This is a genomic window from Micromonospora sp. NPDC047074 (genome assembly GCF_040643815.1).
GTDB lineage: Bacteria > Actinomycetota > Actinomycetes > Mycobacteriales > Micromonosporaceae > Micromonospora.
Genome location: NZ_JBEYVB010000030.1, coordinates 35247 through 51734 on the forward strand (window position 1 = coordinate 35247; position 16488 = coordinate 51734).

The window sequence follows — 16488 nt, forward strand, 5'->3', positions numbered from 1 at the left end:
GGGCGGCGCGGAGCGAAGAGGTGAAGGTGGATGGCCCGGCGTGAGACCGCGCTCCAGACCGCACAGAGCCGGCTGATGGAGCTGATCGGCAGCGAGTTCCGGCCCGGGGACAAGCTGCCCAACGAACGTGAGCTGGCCGACCTGCTGGAGGTCAGCCGGGCCACCGTCCGGGAGGTCCTCGGCCAGCTCGCCGCCGAGGGCGTGGTGAAGCGCACCTGGGGCATCGGCACGTTCGTGCACGAACCGGCCAGCCGGGTGCCGGTGTCGCTCGGCGACGTCACCGCCCTGCGTGACCGGATCACCGCCTCCGGTCACCGCCCTGCCCTCACCGACGCCAACGTCGCCCGGGCCACCTGCCCGGCCGACTGCGCCGAGGTGCTCGGCCTGGCCCCGGGCGATCCGGTGTGGCGGGTCGACCGGCTCTTCGCCGTCGACGAGGTCCCGGCGGTGTGGATCTGCGACCACCTGCCGATGCGCGTCGCCGGGCACGACCTGGACCCGTCCGGCCTGGTCAGCATCGACCTGGACATGTTCGAGTTCCTGGCCAGCGCGACCGGCATGCCGGTGCGCCGGGCGGAGATCGAGTTCGCCGCCGTGCTCGCCGACGAGGTGGCGACGGCCCGGCTCGGGGTGGCGCCCGGGCACCCGCTGATCAGTGCCACCCAGATCGGTTACGGTGCCCAGGACGTGGCCTACTTCCACGGCCACATCACGGTCCGCACCGACGTGTTGACCCTGCGGATCAGCCGGGGCGGCTGACGCGTCCGGCCCGTGCGGGTTCGACGGAGTGGTCCGCCCGGACCTGCCGGAGCACGGCCCGCTCGGGGCGGCGGACCAGGTCGGTCAGGCCTCAGTGGACCGGGGGGACGTAGAGCGTCGGCCTCATCCACAGCTCGTCCACGCCCGTGCTCAGCTCGCCGAGGGGGAGCCGCTGGATGGTCGAGGCCTCGTACGGCGTCGCCGCCGAGTGCACCACCGACACGACGTGGTCCGCGCCGTAGTGGGGCACCAGCAGCTCGGTCAGCCGCCGGATGCCGTCGCGGTCCGGCTCACCGGAGACCACGCTCGGATTCAGGGTGGTGGCGACCTGGAACAGCAGCAGCGGGATCTCGGGGTTGGGCTGCCACCCCTTCAGGAGCAGGGTGGTCGTGTCGAAGAGCTGCACGGCGTAGCCGTGGTCGAGCCCGAGATCGGTCAGTACGGTGTCGAAGCTGCTGACCGACGAGAGCACCGTGGTGCGCACCCCACGCTGGTGCGCCAGCTCGAGGATGTGCTCGGTCGCGCTGACCAGGAACAGCGGGTGCCCGTGGACCAGGAAGGCGATCGGGTCACCCTGTTCCGCCGCCTCCACCAGCTCGGTGGCGATGGCCTGGTAGACCTCCGCGCGCCACTGCTGCCCCTCGTACCGGGAGGCGAGGTCCACCACCTCGCACCCCTGGGACGCCACCCAGTCGAGCACCTCGCGGTCGGCGTGCAGAGCGAAGATCCGTTTGCAGACCCCCAGCGCCTGGATGGTCTCGACGGTCATGTGCAACGAGCCCCGGATACCGGAGCCCAACAGGTACAGACGCCCCGCGCCCATAGTCTCGTCACCGTTCTTCCCGCGGAAGGGACGGGCCTGTCCCGCCCTCCCGGACGTCATCGACCGCTCAGCCGGGCACCGGGCCCGAGCCCGTCGGCAGGAGCCTCAGTACACCTTCCAGCCGTTGTCCATCAGGAAGGCGCGGTGCCGGCGGACGTCGATACCCCACTCCTCCAGGGCGACGCGCTTCATGACGCCGACCGCGACCTTCTCCTCATTGGTGAGGTCGGTGTCGCGCAGTGCCGCCTGCGGGTCGCTGAGCAGCAGCTCGCGGAATTCGATGTCCTGGGCGGCCCGCTCCAGGACGGTCCTGACCCGGCGCCTCGCGTCCGGCATCAACTGTGGTACCGGGACGTTCACAGGCTCTCTCCTCACTCCGGTGAACGGATGTCCGCGAGTCTTTCCGGGCACCGAGGGCGCGTTCTTGGAAATGCTTCCCGGAAATCGCAGCGCGACCAATTCCCTGTTGCGTGACAACCAAAGATGGACGTCGGTTTTCGCGTCCGTCCGGTCGCGGGGTGCCGCGGTGCCTACGGCGGCCGGGAGTTCGCAGGTCACGGCGCCGGGTAGGCTCCCGACGGGCATCACAGTGAGGAGAGAACCGTGACCGGCACCGGCACGATCGCTGTCCACGGCGACGACGGGCTGAGCCCGCGCGGGTCGGTGTCGCCGCCGATCGTGCAGAGCGCCACCTTCAGCGCCGAGTCGGACGAGCAGTTCGCCGCCGTCGCCACCGAGACCCGTGGAAACGCCTTCTACACCCGCTACGGCAACCCCAACCACGCGCAGGTGGCCGCCGTGGTCGCCGAGCTGGAGGGCGTAGAGGCGGGCATGGTCACCGCCTCGGGGATGGGCGCGATCAGCACGATCGCCCTGGCCCTGCTCGCCGCCGGGGACCACGTCATCGTGCAGCGCAGCACGTACGGCGGCACCACGTCCCTGGTCACCGGCCTGCTGGCCCGGTTCGGGGTGGACTTCACCCAGGTGGACCAGACCGACACCGACGCCTTCGTCCGGGCGCTGCGTCCGCGGACCCGGCTGGTGCTGGTGGAGACGCCGAGCAACCCCCTGCTGGAGCTGACCGACCTGGCCGCCGTCGTCGGGCTGGCGCACGCCAACGGCGCGCTGGTCGCGGTCGACAACACCTTCGCCACGCCGGTCAACCAGCGGCCGGCGGACTTCGGCGCCGACCTGGTGTGGCACAGCGGGACGAAGTACCTCGGCGGGCACTCCGACGTCTCGGCCGGCGTGGTCGTCGGCTCCGCCGAGCTGGTCGACCGGGTCTGGCGGACCGCGATCGTCACCGGCAGCACGCTCGGCCCGATCGACGCCTGGCTGCTGCTGCGGGGCATCCGGACCCTGTCGTTGCGGGTGGACCGGCACAACGCCAACGCGCTGGCGCTGGCCCGTGCGGTCGAGGGCCATCCGGCCGTGCGCCGGGTGCGCTACCCGGGGCTGGCGACGCATCCCCAGCACGCGCTGGCCGCCCGGCAGATGACGGGGTTCGGCGGGGTGCTCGGCGTGGAGCTGCGCGACGGGCGGGCCGCGGCCGGGTTGCTGGCCAACCTCCGGCTGGCCAAGCGGGCGGCCAGCCTGGGCAGCGTCAGCACCCTGGTGGTGCACCCGCGCTCGATGTGGGCCGGGATCGTGGACGCCGAGCAGTTGGCCGCCACCGGCATCGGCGAGGGCCTCGTCCGGGTGTCCACCGGCATCGAGGACACCGCGGACCTGGTCGGCGACTTCCTGGCTGCCCTCGACGCGGCGGACCGCCCGGCGTAGCGGCCGCCCGGCCGGCTCGGCCGCTCAGCGGTCCGGGGTGCCGGCCGGCGCCATCACGCGCAGCGCGTTGGGGTCCAGGCCGATCCGGATCGGCGTACGGCCGCACAGCTCGCCGTCGACCTCGACGCGCGCCGGCCGGTCGGTCTCCAGCCACAGCTCCCCGACGGCGAGGAACGGCTCGTCGGTCAGGGACCGGCGGTGCCCGGTAGCCGCGTTGCGGGCGGTCTCCCGTACCAGCGTCCGGCGGCTCGCCCCGCCGACCGGGTATGCGACCAGCAGCCGGTCGTCGGCGTCGGCGTCGGCGGTGATCGGGCGGCCGGCGTGGAAGCCGCCGTTGGCCACGTACACCTGGTGGGTGGCGAACTCGTGCCGGGCCTCCCCGGCGCGGACGGTGACCCGCAGCGGGCGGTGCCGGGCCAGCAGGGCCAGGGCGGTGAGCGGGTACGCCAGCCGGCCGACGACCCGCTTCAGGCGCGGCGGCGTGCGGAGCATGATGTCGGCGGAGAGGCCGATGCCGACGTGGTTGGTGAACCGCATGTCGCCGGCGAGCCCGAGGTCGACGTCGATCACCGTGCCGTCGGTCAGCACCTTCACGGCCCGGTCGAGGTCGAGCGGAACGCCGACGGTGCGCGCGAAGTTGTTGGTGGTGCCCAGCGGCAGCAGGCCGAGCGCCATGTCGCGGTGGGCGAGCAGCCGCGCGGCGGCGCTGAGGGTGCCGTCGCCGCCGCCGGCCACCAGCAGGTCCGGCCCGAGGGCGACGGCCGCGGCGAGGGCGTGTTCGAGTTGGCCGGGCCGGTCGACGGGGTGGTCGGCGAGCAGGTGGAAGCCGGCGGCGAGCAGCCCCGCCCGGGCGTGCTCGTGCAGGTGCCGGCCCCGGCGGGAGCGGGCGTTGACGACGAGGACGGCCCGGCGGTCCCCACGGATGGCCGCGCCAAGTTCCTGCTTCGTCCGCATGGGCCCCGACCCTATCGGCATCGGGCGCTCCGGCTCGACGACAGGCGCGGCGGCACACCAACATAGAAGATTGTCGACGTGGCCGGTAGGGTGCGGGACAGTGAGGTCCTACCTGCGGAGGTGCGGATGCGAGCACAGGTTGGTCGGGCGGTCGGCGTCCTGACGGCGGGCGCGGCCCTGCTCGCGCTGGGCGGCACCGCCGCGCAGGCCGACCCGGTCGTGCCGCGGCACGCCGTGGTCGTCTGCCAGAGCGCCAGCTTCTACGCCAACTACGACTCGGCGAGCGGCCCGCGCGGCTTTAAGCGCACCCTGGAACACGGCAACAAGATCGGCCACACGCCCGGCGCGCACCCGGTCTACAACGGCTGGGCCGCCACCTTCGACTTCGGGCCCAACGACTGGGGCTACGTGCGGATCGAGTGCGTCGGAGGATACGGCTCATGGTGAGCGGGAGTGTCGTGCGACGGCTCGGCGCGTCGCTGGTGGCGGTAGGCGTCGCGCTGGCGCTGACCCCGGCGCCCGGCCAGGCGGCGAACGGGACGATCGGGCAGCGCGAGGAGGTGTGCGCCCAGGACCTGTTCGTCCGCACCGCCCCGGTCGGCGCGTGGATGGGCACCCTCTACCGTGGCCAGACGTTCCTCGTCGAGGGGCCGCGCAGCGCCGGCTACGTCTACGGCTTCGCCTACGGGCACGTCAACCGGCGCGGCTGGGTCCAGGACGGCTGGTTCTGCTGACGTCGCGCTGAGGGCGGGTCCCCGGGCGCCGCCCGGCGGCGGCGCCCGGGGTCTCCCGGGCCCCGTCAGCCCGTCATCGGCTCACCCCGACGGCGTCGCCCGAGCCGGCGAGCCGCTGGTGGGCGCGGATCAGCTCGGCGTAGCGCAGGCCGCTCGCCTTGACCGTCCGCCGTTGGGTGGGGTAGTCGACGTGCACCAGCCCGAAGCGCTTGTCGTAGCCGTAGGACCACTCGAAGTTGTCCAGCAGCGACCAGACGAAGTAGCCGGCCAGCGGCACGCCCCGGCCGACCGCCGCCGCGCACGCCGCCAGGTGCCGCTCCAGGTGGTCGGTGCGCTCCCGGTCCTCGACGGTCCCGTCGGCGGTGACCTCGTCCGGCCACGCCGATCCACTCTCGGTGACGACCAGCCGTGCCGGCGCGTACTCCTCGGTCACCGCGACCAGCAACTGCTCCAGCCCGGCCGGGTACGCCTCCCAGTCCATCGCGGTGTGCACCGCGCCCGGCACCGGCACCTGCCGGGCGTACGGCGGCGGCCCCGCCGGGTCGTCGGCCACCACCTGGCGGAAGTAGTAGTTCACGCCGAGGTAGTCGGTGGGGGTGGCGATCACCGTCAGGTCGTCGCCCCGCACCGGCGGCTCGACGCCGTACGTGGCGACCATGTCGGCCGGGTAGCCGCGCCCGTGCAGCGGGTCGAGCCACCAGCGGTTGACGTGACCGTCCATCCGCCGCGCGGCGGCCACGTCCGCCGGCCGGTCGCTCGCCGGCTCGCACGGGCTGAGGTTGCACACCGCCCCGACGGCGGCGGGCCTGGCGGCGGCGGCCCGGATCGCCCGGGTGGCCAGGCCGTGCCCGAGCAGGACGTGGTGCGAGGCGCTTACCGCCCTGGTCAGGTCCCGCTCGCCGGGGGCCATCCGGCCCTCCAGGTGCCCGATCCAGGCGACGCAGAGCGGCTCGTTGACGGTGGTCCAGTCGGCGACCCGGTCGCCGAGGCGGCCGGCCACGACGGCGGCGTAGTCGGCGAACGCCTCGGCGGTGGCCCGTTCCGGCCAGCCGCCCCGGTCCTGCAGGGCCTGCGGCAGGTCCCAGTGGTAGAGCGTCACGAACGGCCGGATGCCGGCCGCCAGCAGCGCGTCGACCAGCCGGTCGTAGAAGTCGAGGCCCTTCGGGTTGACCCGGCCGGTGCCGTCGGGCAGCACCCGGGGCCAGGCCACCGAGAACCGGTACGCGTCGACCCCGAGCTGCCGCATGAGCGTCACGTCCTGCGGCCACCGGTGGTAGTGGTCGCAGGCCACCGCCCCGTTGTCGCCGTTGTCGATGGCGCCCGGCACCTCGCAGAAGGTGTCCCAGATGGACGGCGTGCGGCCGTCGGCGTGGACCGCCCCCTCGATCTGGTACGCGGCTGTGGCGACCCCCCACAGGAAGTCGGGCGGCAGGGTGGACAGGTCCGGCACGGGCGGGCTCTCCTCACGGGTGTGCGGCCGACATGGCCTTACTTGACCGCGCCGGCGGTGAGGCCGGCGACGAAGTAGCGCTGCAACGCCAGGAAGCCGGCCACCACCGGGACGCTGACCACCAGCGACGCGGCCATCACCTGGTTCCAGTACACGTTGAACTGGGTGGAGTAGCCCTGGAGCCCGACGGCGAGGGTGCGGCTGCCCTCGTCGGTCATCACCGAGGCGAAGAGCACCTCGCCCCAGGCGGTCATGAAGGCGTACACGGCGACCGCGACGACGCCCGGCACCGCCGCCGGCAGGATCACCCGGAACAGCGTCCGCAGCGGGCCGGCGCCGTCGACCTGCGCCGCCTCGTCGAGGCCGCGGGGGATCGAGTCGAAGTAGCCGACCAGCATCCAGATCGAGAACGGCAGGGAGAACGTCAGGTACGTGATGATCAGCCCGGTGCGGCTGGCGTAGAGCTGGATGCCGGTGGCGTTGCCGAGGTTGACGTAGATGAGGAAGAGCGGCAGCAGGAAGAGGATGCCGGGGAACATCTGGGTGGAGAGCACGGTCACGGAGAACAGCCCCCGGCCCCGGAACCGGTACCGGCTGACCGCGTACGCCGCGAAGATCGCCACGGTGACGGAGAAGACCGCCGCCACGGTCGACACGACCAGGCTGTTGACCAGGTAGCGGCCGAGCGGCACGGTCGACCACATGTCGACGAACGCCTGCGTGGTCGGGCGGCGGGGCCACCAGGTGAAGGCGCTCTGCACGTCCTGCAACGGCTTGAGCGCCGAGCTGAGCATGACGTAGAGCGGGACGAGCACGAAGAGCGCGAGCAGGGTCAGCACGATCCGGCGGGCCCAGCGCTCGGCGGCGGTCTCACGCATCGTTCCTCCGGCGGTTGGTGAGCAGCAGATACCCGGCGGTGACCAGCAGCAGGAAGAGCAGCAGCAGCACCGACATCGCCGACCCGGCGCCGAAGTCCCAGGTCTTGAAGGAGCTGCGGTAGATGTGCAGGGAGATCAGGTTCGCCTGCTCGGGTGCGGAGCCGCCGAAGAGCACGTACGGGGTGTTGAAGTCGTTGAAGGTCCAGAGGAACAGCACCAGCAGCAGGACCAGGTTGACCGGGCGCAGCATCGGCAGCGTCACCGCGCGCAGCCGCCGCCAGAACCCGGCCCCGTCCATCGCGGCGGCCTCGTACAGCTCGCCGGGGATGTTCTGCAGGCCGGCCATGACGCAGAGGAAGGCGAACGGCCAGGACCGCCAGATCGAGACGACCAGCAGCGCGACGAAGCTGTTCTCCCCGATCAGCCAGAACGGCCGCTCGTCGAGCAGGTGCAGTTGGTCGACCAGTACGTGGTTGACCAGGCCGGTGTCCCGCTGCAACAGGAAGCTCCAGGTGATCACGGCGGTGTAGACGGGCAGCGCGTACGGGGTGAGGAAGAGCGCGCGCAGCACGGCCCGGCCGCGGAAGGGGCGTTGCAGCAGCACGGCGGCGGTGGTGCCGAGCACCCAGGAGAGCCCGACCGAGGCCACCGTGTAGGCGACGGTCACCCCGAACGAGCGGAGCAGTTCGGCCCCGACGGCCGAGTCGACGTCGAGCACGACCCGGTAGTTCTCCGCGCCGACGAAGGGCGCGGTGGACCAGTCCCGGATCTGGAACTGGGTCAGCTCCCGCAGGCTCATCCACGCCCCGACCAACATCGGGACCACGTGGATCGCCAGCTCCAGCACGATGGCGGGAGCGAGCAGGAGGTACGGCAGCAGGGTCCGGCGGCGGCCGGGTGACCGGTCCGTGGGGACCGCGCGGCGGGGTCGGCCCGGCGCGGCGGCGTCCCGGGAGGTCGTGGTGGTGGCCATCGGGGTCCTCTCGAAGGGTGGCCGTGGGAGGGTCGGCGTCCCTCCCACGGCCACCGGTCCGGCGGGTCAGCGCATCTGCTGCTGGGCCCGGGTCAGCTTCTGCCGGACGCTCTCCTCGGTGACCGGTCTGCCGCTGGCGGCGTCGGCGAAGAGTTCCTTGATGGCGGTGCCGACGAGGGTCTCGAAGGTGCTCTCGTCGGGCACCTGCGGCAGCGGCGCGGCCGTGGTGGCGAGGGTCTGCTGGAGCACCTTCTGCTCCGGCGCGGCGAACGCCGGGTCGCCGGCGACGGTGGCGACGGCGGGCAGCGAGCCGTACGTCTTGTTCAGCGCCACCTGCTCGGCGTCGCTGGTCATGAACTTGACGAACTCCAGCGCGGCGTCGCGGTTCTTCGTGTGCTTGAACACCGCCATGTTGATCCCGGCGACCATGCTGTTGACCTTCTTGCCGCCGGCCGGCGGGGCGGCCGGGAACGGCACCGGCGCGATCCCGTACGCGTCGGGGGCCATGTTCTGCGACTTCAGGTTCGACCCGGCGGCCTGCCAGAGCAGCATGGCCGCCTTGCCGTTGGCGAAGTCGGAGACCGACTGGTTCTGCGCGTACTCGGCGTTGCTCGGGTTGACGATCCTGTCGACGGCCATCAGGTCGACGTACCGCTTGACGGCCGTGACGTTCTGCGGGGTGTCGAAGGTGGGCTTGCCGGCGGAGTCGAACCACTCGCCGCCGTACTGCTGGCTGAAGGTGAACGCGTGGTGGGCGTTCTCCGACGGGTTGGCCCCCTCGACGGCCAGGCCCCACCGGTCGCCGCCGGTCAGCTTCCGGCCGACCTCGGCCACCTGCTCCCAGGTGCTGGGCGGGCTCGTCACGCCGGCGTCGGCGAACGCCTTCTTGTTGTAGTACAGGGCGTAGGCCAGGCTGTAGAGCGGCACCGCAGCGGGGGGCTTGCCGGGCGCCCCGGCGGCGGCCAGCGCCGCGGGCACGAACCGGTCCTTCCCGCCGACCTTGGCGAGGGTGGCGTCGTCGAACTCGACGAGCGCGCCGGTGGCCTGGAGCGACGCCGACCAGGTGTTGCCGATGTTGACCACGTCCGGACCCTGGCCGGAGGTGGCGGCGGTGAGCAGCCGGTTGAGCAGGTCCGACCAGGGCACGACCTCGACGTTGACCTTGATCCCGGTCTGCTGCGTGAACTTGTCCAGCTCCGGCTGGAGGATCGCCTTGTCCGCCTCCAGGCTGGCGCCCTGGTTGCTGGCCCAGTAGGTGAGGGTCTTCGCGGCGGTGCCGTCCTCGCTGCCGGAGCCGCCGCAGGCGGTCAGCGTGGCGGCGGCCAGCGCGGCCACCGCGAGTATCCCGAGGTGTCGTCTCGACACGGTATGCCCTTCCGTTGCAGTGGTGGGGGTCGCCGACGCCGTCGTGGGACGGGGGTGACGGGGTGCCGGCGGACGGTGGGCGGGGACGCCTCGGCGGGGCCGGCGCTCCCAGAGTTCCATTACGGCTTAATGAATGTGGTCATTAAAGTGGTTGGCCGATGGGCCGTCAAGCACGGGGTCGTACAGTCGCTCCGGACGGCCGAGGGGATCGAGGTGGCGAGTGGAGCTGGCGCGCGCGACCAACCGGGGCGTCCGGCTGCGCAACCGGTCCGCCCTGCTGTCGAAACTCTTCCTCGACGGGCCGCTCACCCGGCAGGACCTGGTCCGCAGCACGGGGTTGAGCCAGCCGGCGGTGAGCAACGTCGTCGGTGACCTGATCGACGAGGGGCTGGTCGTGGAGGCCGGCGCGGCGGAGTCCGACGGCGGGCGGCCCAGCATGATGCTGCGGGTCGCGCCCCGGTTCGCCTTCGTCGTCGGGGTGGACGTCGGGGAGACCCGGGTCCGGGTGGAGCTGTTCGACTTCGCGATGACCCAGCTGGCCACCGTCGCGTACCCGCTCGATCCGCGGCGCACGGAGCCGGCCGTGGTCGCCGGGCACGTACTGAGCGGGATCGACGTGGTCACGGCCCGGGCCGGGGTGGCCCCCACCCAGGTGCTCGGCGTCGGCATCGGCGTGTCCGGGGTCGTCGAGCAGGGCCGGGAGGCGGTGGTGCACGCCCAGTCGCTCGGCTGGGACCGGGTGCCGCTGGAGCGGTTGATCGCCGCGGGCACGGACCTGCCGCTGCACATCGACAACGGCGCCAAGACGCTCGGCCAGGCGGAGATGTGGTTCGGCGCCGGCCGGGGCGCCCGGCACGCCGTCTTCGCGCTTGTCGGCTCGGGGATCGGCGCCGCCGTGGTGACCAACGGGGCGACCTACCGGGGCGCCTCCAGCAGTGCGGGGGAGTGGGGGCACACCACCCTGGTCTACGGCGGGCGGCCCTGCCGGTGCGGGGTCCGTGGCTGCCTGGAGGCGTACGTCGGGGCGGAGGCGGTCATCGACCGCTACCGGGAGGCGCGGGGCGAGCCGGTCCCGGGCGAGGACGAGGAGTCCCAGCTCTCCGCGCTCGTCGACGCGGCCGGGACCTCGGCCACCGCCCGGCGGGTGCTGGACGAGACGGCCGCCTACCTCGGCGCCGGGGTGGCCAACCTGATCAACCTGTTCAACCCGGAGCGGGTCGTGCTCGGAGGCTGGGCCGCGATGGCGCTGGGCGGGCTGCTGCCGGCGGTCCGGGAGGCCGCCGGCCGCCAGGCGCTGCGCCAGCCGTACGAGCAGGCGTCGATCGAGCTGGGCGTGCTGGGTGTCGATGCGGTGGCGCTCGGCGCGGCGACGCTGCCGATCGAGCGGCTGCTCGCGGCGGGCGGAATTCGGCCCGCGAACCGGCGGATCACCGAACAAATCGAACTTCACGGATAAATAACAGCGTTATTTATCGATGTCTTGACGGCTGCGCAACGGCGCCGCAACACTCGGACGAGAGCGCTCTCACCCACCACGGCGCCGATCCCGGCGGCACCACCCCGGCGCCGTGGGCCGCTCCCGCACCCCGTCACGCCCGAGGTCAGCGACCCTCTACCGACAGGCGAAGTCATGACATCTCGCGCTACATCCGTACGCCCGCTGTCGCCGCGGGGGCGACCCGCCCGGCGGCTGCTCGTCGGGCTCGCGCTGCTCCTCGTCGCGGCGCTCACCCCCGCCACCGGGACGCCCCCGGCGCAGGCCGCACCGAGCCTGCTGTCCCAAGGGCGGCCCGCGACCGCCTCGTCGACGGAGAACGCCGGCACCCCGGCGGCCGCCGCGGTCGACGGCGACGCCGGCACCCGCTGGGCCAGCGCCTTCAGCGACCCCCAGTGGCTCCAGGTCGACCTCGGCACCCGGGCCACCCTCAGCCAGGTGACCCTGGTCTGGGAGGGCGCCTACGGCCGGGCCTTCGAGATCCAGACCTCCGACGACGGCGCGACCTGGGCCACCGTCCACCGCACCACCGCCGGCACCGGCGGCACCCAGACGGTGAACGTCACGGGCACCGGCCGGTACGTCCGGATGTACGGCACCGCGCGCGGCACCGGCTACGGCTACTCGCTCTGGGAGTTCCAGGTCTACGGCGAGACCGGCGGCAACCCGCCCGCCTGCGGCAGCGCCAACGTCGCCCAGGGCCAGCCGGCCACCGCGTCGTCCGTGGAGAACGCCGGAACGCCGGCCTCGGCCGCGGTCGACGGCAACCCCGGCACCCGCTGGGCCAGCGCCGCCGCCGACCCCCAGTGGCTGCGGGTGGACCTCGGCACCGTCCGGTCGATCTGCCGCGTGGTGCTGACCTGGGAGGCCGCCTACGCGCGGGCGTTCCAGCTCCAGACCTCGGCCGACGGCAACGCCTGGACCACCGTGTACAGCACCACCGCCGGCGCCGGCGGCAGCCAGTCGCTCACCGTCGCCGGCAGCGGTCGCTACCTGCGGGTGTACGGCACGACGCGCGCCACCGGCTACGGCTACTCGCTCTGGGAACTGGCGGTGCACACCACGGGCGGCGACGCCCCGCCGGTGGAGCCGACCGACCCGCGCAACCCGAACTTCGGGCCGAACACCTTCGTCTTCGACCCGTCCACCCCGACCGCCACCATCCAGAACCGGCTGAACACGCTCTTCACCCAGCAGGAGACCAACCAGTTCGGTCCCGAGCGCTACGCGGTGCTGTTCAAGCCCGGCAGCTACACGGCCGACGTCAACCTCGGCTTCTTCACCCAGGTCGCCGGCCTCGGCATGAGCCCCGACGACGTGAACCTCAACGGGCACGTCCGGGTCGAGGCGTTCTGGATGGGCGGCAACGCCACGCAGAACTTCTGGCGGGCCGCCGAGAACCTGTCGGTGACCCTGCCGGCGGGGGTGACCGTGGAACGGTGGGCGGTCTCGCAGGCCGCGCCGTACCGGCGGATGCACCTGCGCGGCGCGCAGAACCAGATCCAGCTCTGGAACGGCGGCGACGGCTGGTCCAGCGGCGGCCTGATGGCCGACACCAGGATCGACGGCCTGGTCGTCTCCGGCTCGCAGCAGCAGTGGTACTCGCGCAACAGCGAGTTCGGCAACGGCTGGACCGGGTCGGTGTGGAACATGGTCTTCCAGGGCGTCACCGGCGCCCCGGCGCCGCACTTCCCGAACCCCTCGCACACCGTCATCCCGCAGACCCCCCAGGTGCGCGAGAAGCCGTTCCTCTACGTCGACGGCACCGGCGAGTACCGGGTCTTCGTGCCGGCGCTGCGCACCAACTCCACCGGCACCAGCTGGTACGGCAAGACCCCGGCCGGCTCGTCGCTGTCGCTGAGCCAGTTCTTCGTCGTCCGGCCGGGCACCAGCGCGGCCACCATCAACGCGGCGCTCGCCCAGGGCCGGCACCTGCTGTTCACCCCCGGCGTGCACCACGTCACCGAGCCGATCCGGGTGGACCGCGCCGACACGGTGATCCTCGGCCTCGGCCTGGCGACCATCCAGGCCGACAACGGCACCGTCGCGATGCGGGTCGCCGACGTGGACGGCGTGAAGGTGGCGGGCATCATGTTCGAGGCCGGCCAGGTGAACTCGCCGGTGCTGATGGAGGTCGGGCCGCCCGGGTCGGCGGCCAACCACGCGGCCAACCCGGTCTCGCTGCACGACGTCTTCTTCCGCATCGGCGGGCCGGGCGTCGGCCGGGCGACCAACACGTTGACCATCAACAGCGACCACGTGATCGGCGACCACATGTGGCTGTGGCGGGCCGACCACGGCGACGGCGTCGGCTGGACGGTCAACACCGCCGACACCGGCCTGACCGTCAACGGCGACGACGTGACGATGTACGGCCTCTTCGTCGAGCACTACCAGCGGTACCAGACCGTCTGGAACGGCAACGGCGGGCGGACGTACTTCTACCAGAACGAGATGCCGTACGACCCGCCGAACCAGGCGGGCTGGATGAACGGGGCCACCCGCGGCTACGCGGCGTACAAGGTGGCCGACGGGGTGACCAGCCACCAGGCGTGGGGGATGGGCAGCTACTGCTACTTCAACGTCAACCCGTCGGTGGTCGCCGACCGCGCCATCGAGGCGCCGACCAATCCGAACGTCCGGTTCACCAACATGGTCACCGTCTCCCTCGGTGGCGTGGGCACCATCAACCGGGTGGTCAACGGCGTCGGCGGCACCGCCAACACCGCAAACCAGGTGGTGTACCTGACGAACTATCCGTGATCCCGTGCCGAAGACGGGCCCGGCCGGGGGTGCCCCGGCCGGGCCCGCGCGTCGCCGGGTAACCCACATCACTTCACCAAATATAAGTTTGCACAACCTGCAAGATTGCTTGTAGCTTCTCCGGCGTGACGACGGCCGGAACCGAACCCGCCCCCGGGCTGCGCGACCGCAAGAAGCGCCGGACCCGGGCCGCGCTGGCCGAGGCGGCGCTGCGCCTGGTGGCCGAGCGCGGCCTGGCCCAGGTGACGGTGGAGGAGATCAGCGAGGCGGCCGACGTCTCCCCACGCACCTTCTTCAACTACTTCGCCTGCAAGGACGACGCGCTGGTCGGCGACCACGCGGGCGACGTGGAGCGGCTGGTGGCGCGCCTGGCCGCCGCGCCCCCCGGCGCGGCGGTGCTGACCGCGCTGCGCGCCGCGCTCGACGAGGTGATCGAGGAGATCCACGCCGAGCGCGAGCTGTGGTGCCTGCGGATGGACGTGGTGGCGCGCAACCCCGCGCTGCTGCCCCGCCTGCTGGCCGGCAACGCCGAGACGGAGCGCGCCATCGTCGAGGTCGTCGCGGCGCGGGTCGGCGTCGATCCCGACCACGGCTACCCGGCGCTGGTCACCGCCGTGTCCGGGGCGGCGCTGCGTACCGCGATGGCCCGGTGGGCCGCCCACTCCGACGGTCCGGACCTGGCCGACCTCGTCGACGAGGCGTTCGCCGCGCTCGCCGCGGGGCTGCCGCAGCCCGACCGGTCCTGATCCGCAAGCCCTCTTCCGGCGAGCTGTCCGGAAGGTCCGTGAACCCCGTACCCGGTAAGGAAGGTCAATGACCGCCACCGTGCCCGCCGAGACCGCGAAGGTCGGCTCCGGCAGCATGTCCCGTCGCGAGGTGCTCCAGGCACTCTCCGGCCTGATGGTCGGCATGTTCGTGTCGATCCTCGCCTCCACGGTCGTGGCGAACGCGCTGCCGCGCATCATCGCCGACCTGAACGGCACCCAGACGGTCTACACGTGGATCGTCACCACCGAGCTGCTGGCCATGACGGCGACCGTGCCGCTGTGGGGCAAGATGGCCGACCTCTACAGCAAGAAGCTGCTGATCCAGCTCTCCCTCGGTCTCTTCGTGATCGGTTCGCTGATCGCCGGGCTGAGCCAGAACGTCGAGGTGCTGCTGGTCAGCCGGGTCGTGCAGGGCATCGGCGCCGGCGGCATGACCGCGCTGGCCACCATCGTGATGGCGGCCATGATCCCGCCCCGCGAGCTGGGCCGCTACGCCGGCATCTTCGGCGCCGTCTTCGGCGTCGGCACCATCGCCGGCCCGCTGATCGGCGGCGTGCTGGTGGACACCTCCTGGCTGGGCTGGCGGTGGTGCTTCCTGATCGGCGTCCCGTTCTCCCTGCTCTCCATCTTCCTGCTCCAGCGCACCCTGCACCTGCCGGTGACCCGCCGGAAGGTGAAGATCGACTGGCTCGGCGCGCTGTTCATCACCTCCGGGGTTTCGACCCTGTTGATCTGGTCGTCCCTGGCCGGCAACAAGTTCGCCTGGGCCTCGGGCTGGACGGCACTGATGGTCGGCGGCGGGCTCGCCCTGCTGGGGTTGGCCGTCTGGGTGGAGTCGCGGGCGGAGGAGCCGATCGTGCCGCTGCACATCTTCCGCAACCGGACGGTCTCGTTGACCACCATCGCCAGCGTGCTGGTCGGCGTGGCGATGTTCGGCGGGACCGTGTTCCTGTCCCAGTACTTCCAGATCTCGCTCGGCAAGTCGCCGACGATGGCGGGGCTGATGAGCCTGCCGATGATCCTCGGCCTGCTGGTCTCGTCCACCGTCGCCGGTCAGTTGATCACGAAGCACGGCCGGTGGAAGGCGTACCTGGTCGCCGGCGCGGTGATCATGACGGTCGGCATGGCGCTGCTGGCCACCATCGACGCCCACACCAGCATGCTGCTGCTCGGGGTCTACATGGCGGTGCTGGGCATCGGCGTCGGCATGCTGATGCAGAACCTGGTGCTCGCCGCGCAGAACGACGTGCCCGCGCAGGACCTGGGGGCCGCCACCTCCACGCTGACCTTCTTCCGCAGCATGGGCGGCACGATCGGGGTCAGCGCCCTCGGCGCCGTCCTGGCCAACCGGGTGGCGACGCTGAGCGCCGAGAAGCTGGGCCCGCTGGCTGGCGGCGGCGCCCCCGGCGGGGGCCACGGGGAGGTGCCCGACATGTCCGCCCTGCCCGAGCCGGTGCTCCGGATCGTGCAGGAGGTGTACGGCACGGCCACCGCGGAGCTGTTCCTCATCGGCGCGCCGATCGCGCTGCTGGCCGTGGTCGTGGTGCTGTTCATCCGGGAGAAGCCGCTGCACACCCTCAGCGGCACCGAGCGGCTCGCCCGCGAGGAGGCGGCCGCCACGCTGCCCGGCGCGCACTGAGCCCACACCTGTCGAGGGCGGTCCGGCGATCCTGCCGGGCCGCCCTCTGCGCGTCGGAACTCCCGGCGCACGCACGCGTGGGCCGGGCGCACGGGCGGGTGGGCCGGGC

General features: G+C 72.4%; 15 protein-coding genes. 8 read left to right on the plus strand and 7 right to left on the minus strand.

Annotated elements, in window-relative coordinates:
• Window positions 1-30: 30 nt before the first annotated feature.
• A complete protein-coding gene (locus tag ABZ809_RS25900) occupies window positions 31-759 on the plus strand; it encodes a GntR family transcriptional regulator (protein ID WP_357565200.1) in 729 nt (242 codons plus the stop codon).
• A gap of 91 nt (window positions 760-850) precedes the next feature.
• Here the strand turns inward: ABZ809_RS25900 and ABZ809_RS25905 are convergent, their stop codons facing one another.
• Both ABZ809_RS25905 and ABZ809_RS25910 read right to left on the minus strand, forming a co-directional pair.
• Window positions 851-1582: an SAM-dependent methyltransferase gene (locus ABZ809_RS25905; protein ID WP_357565201.1), complete on the minus strand. Its 732-nt coding sequence runs from the start codon at window positions 1580-1582 to the stop codon at window positions 851-853.
• A 105-nt stretch (window positions 1583-1687) separates the two neighbouring features.
• On the minus strand, window positions 1688-1942 hold the full coding sequence (locus ABZ809_RS25910; protein WP_357565202.1) for an Os1348 family NHLP clan protein: 255 nt from the start codon (window positions 1940-1942) through the stop codon (window positions 1688-1690).
• 243 nt (window positions 1943-2185) lie between these two features.
• On the opposite strand from ABZ809_RS25910, the gene ABZ809_RS25915 reads away from it, so the two are divergent.
• Window positions 2186-3361, plus strand: a complete 1176-nt coding sequence (locus ABZ809_RS25915; protein ID WP_357565203.1) for a PLP-dependent aspartate aminotransferase family protein — start codon at window positions 2186-2188, stop codon at window positions 3359-3361.
• Between the two features lie 24 nt (window positions 3362-3385).
• On the opposite strand, the gene ABZ809_RS25920 is transcribed toward ABZ809_RS25915, so the two are convergent.
• Window positions 3386-4315 carry a diacylglycerol kinase family protein gene (locus ABZ809_RS25920; protein ID WP_357565204.1) on the minus strand — a complete coding sequence of 310 codons (930 nt, stop codon included), beginning with the start codon at window positions 4313-4315 and terminating at the stop codon, window positions 3386-3388.
• Window positions 4316-4441: 126 nt separating this feature from the next.
• Between ABZ809_RS25920 and ABZ809_RS25925 the strand changes: the two genes are divergently transcribed.
• Both ABZ809_RS25925 and ABZ809_RS25930 read left to right on the plus strand, forming a co-directional pair.
• A complete protein-coding gene (locus ABZ809_RS25925; protein WP_357565205.1) occupies window positions 4442-4762 on the plus strand; it encodes a hypothetical protein in 321 nt (106 codons plus the stop codon).
• A complete protein-coding gene (locus ABZ809_RS25930) occupies window positions 4756-5049 on the plus strand; it encodes a hypothetical protein (protein ID WP_357565206.1) in 294 nt (97 codons plus the stop codon). The genes ABZ809_RS25925 and ABZ809_RS25930 overlap by 7 nt, the downstream gene beginning before the upstream one ends.
• A gap of 73 nt (window positions 5050-5122) precedes the next feature.
• On the opposite strand, the gene ABZ809_RS25935 is transcribed toward ABZ809_RS25930, so the two are convergent.
• The 4 genes from ABZ809_RS25935 to ABZ809_RS25950 form a co-directional block, all read right to left on the minus strand.
• Window positions 5123-6499 carry a GH1 family beta-glucosidase gene (locus ABZ809_RS25935; protein WP_357565207.1) on the minus strand — a complete coding sequence of 459 codons (1377 nt, stop codon included), beginning with the start codon at window positions 6497-6499 and terminating at the stop codon, window positions 5123-5125.
• Between the two features lie 38 nt (window positions 6500-6537).
• A complete protein-coding gene (locus ABZ809_RS25940; RefSeq protein ID WP_357565208.1) occupies window positions 6538-7377 on the minus strand; it encodes a carbohydrate ABC transporter permease in 840 nt (279 codons plus the stop codon).
• Complete coding sequence (locus ABZ809_RS25945) at window positions 7370-8350, minus strand: sugar ABC transporter permease (protein ID WP_357565209.1); 981 nt, start codon at window positions 8348-8350, stop codon at window positions 7370-7372. The genes ABZ809_RS25940 and ABZ809_RS25945 overlap by 8 nt, the downstream gene beginning before the upstream one ends.
• Window positions 8351-8416: 66 nt before the next feature.
• Complete coding sequence (locus ABZ809_RS25950; protein ID WP_357565210.1) at window positions 8417-9715, minus strand: sugar ABC transporter substrate-binding protein; 1299 nt, start codon at window positions 9713-9715, stop codon at window positions 8417-8419.
• Between the two features lie 220 nt (window positions 9716-9935).
• Between ABZ809_RS25950 and ABZ809_RS25955 the strand changes: the two genes are divergently transcribed.
• From ABZ809_RS25955 to ABZ809_RS25970, 4 genes are all read left to right on the plus strand, one after another.
• Window positions 9936-11171 (plus strand): ROK family transcriptional regulator, encoded by a 1236-nt coding sequence (locus ABZ809_RS25955; RefSeq protein ID WP_357565211.1) that lies wholly within the window; start codon window positions 9936-9938, stop codon window positions 11169-11171.
• Between the two features lie 174 nt (window positions 11172-11345).
• Window positions 11346-13973, plus strand: a complete 2628-nt coding sequence (locus ABZ809_RS25960) for a discoidin domain-containing protein (RefSeq protein WP_357565212.1) — start codon at window positions 11346-11348, stop codon at window positions 13971-13973.
• A gap of 125 nt (window positions 13974-14098) precedes the next feature.
• A complete protein-coding gene (locus tag ABZ809_RS25965) occupies window positions 14099-14719 on the plus strand; it encodes a TetR family transcriptional regulator (protein WP_357565213.1) in 621 nt (206 codons plus the stop codon).
• Window positions 14720-14786: 67 nt separating this feature from the next.
• On the plus strand, window positions 14787-16379 hold the full coding sequence (locus tag ABZ809_RS25970; protein WP_357565214.1) for an MDR family MFS transporter: 1593 nt from the start codon (window positions 14787-14789) through the stop codon (window positions 16377-16379).
• The last annotated feature ends 109 nt before the right edge of the window (window positions 16380-16488 follow it).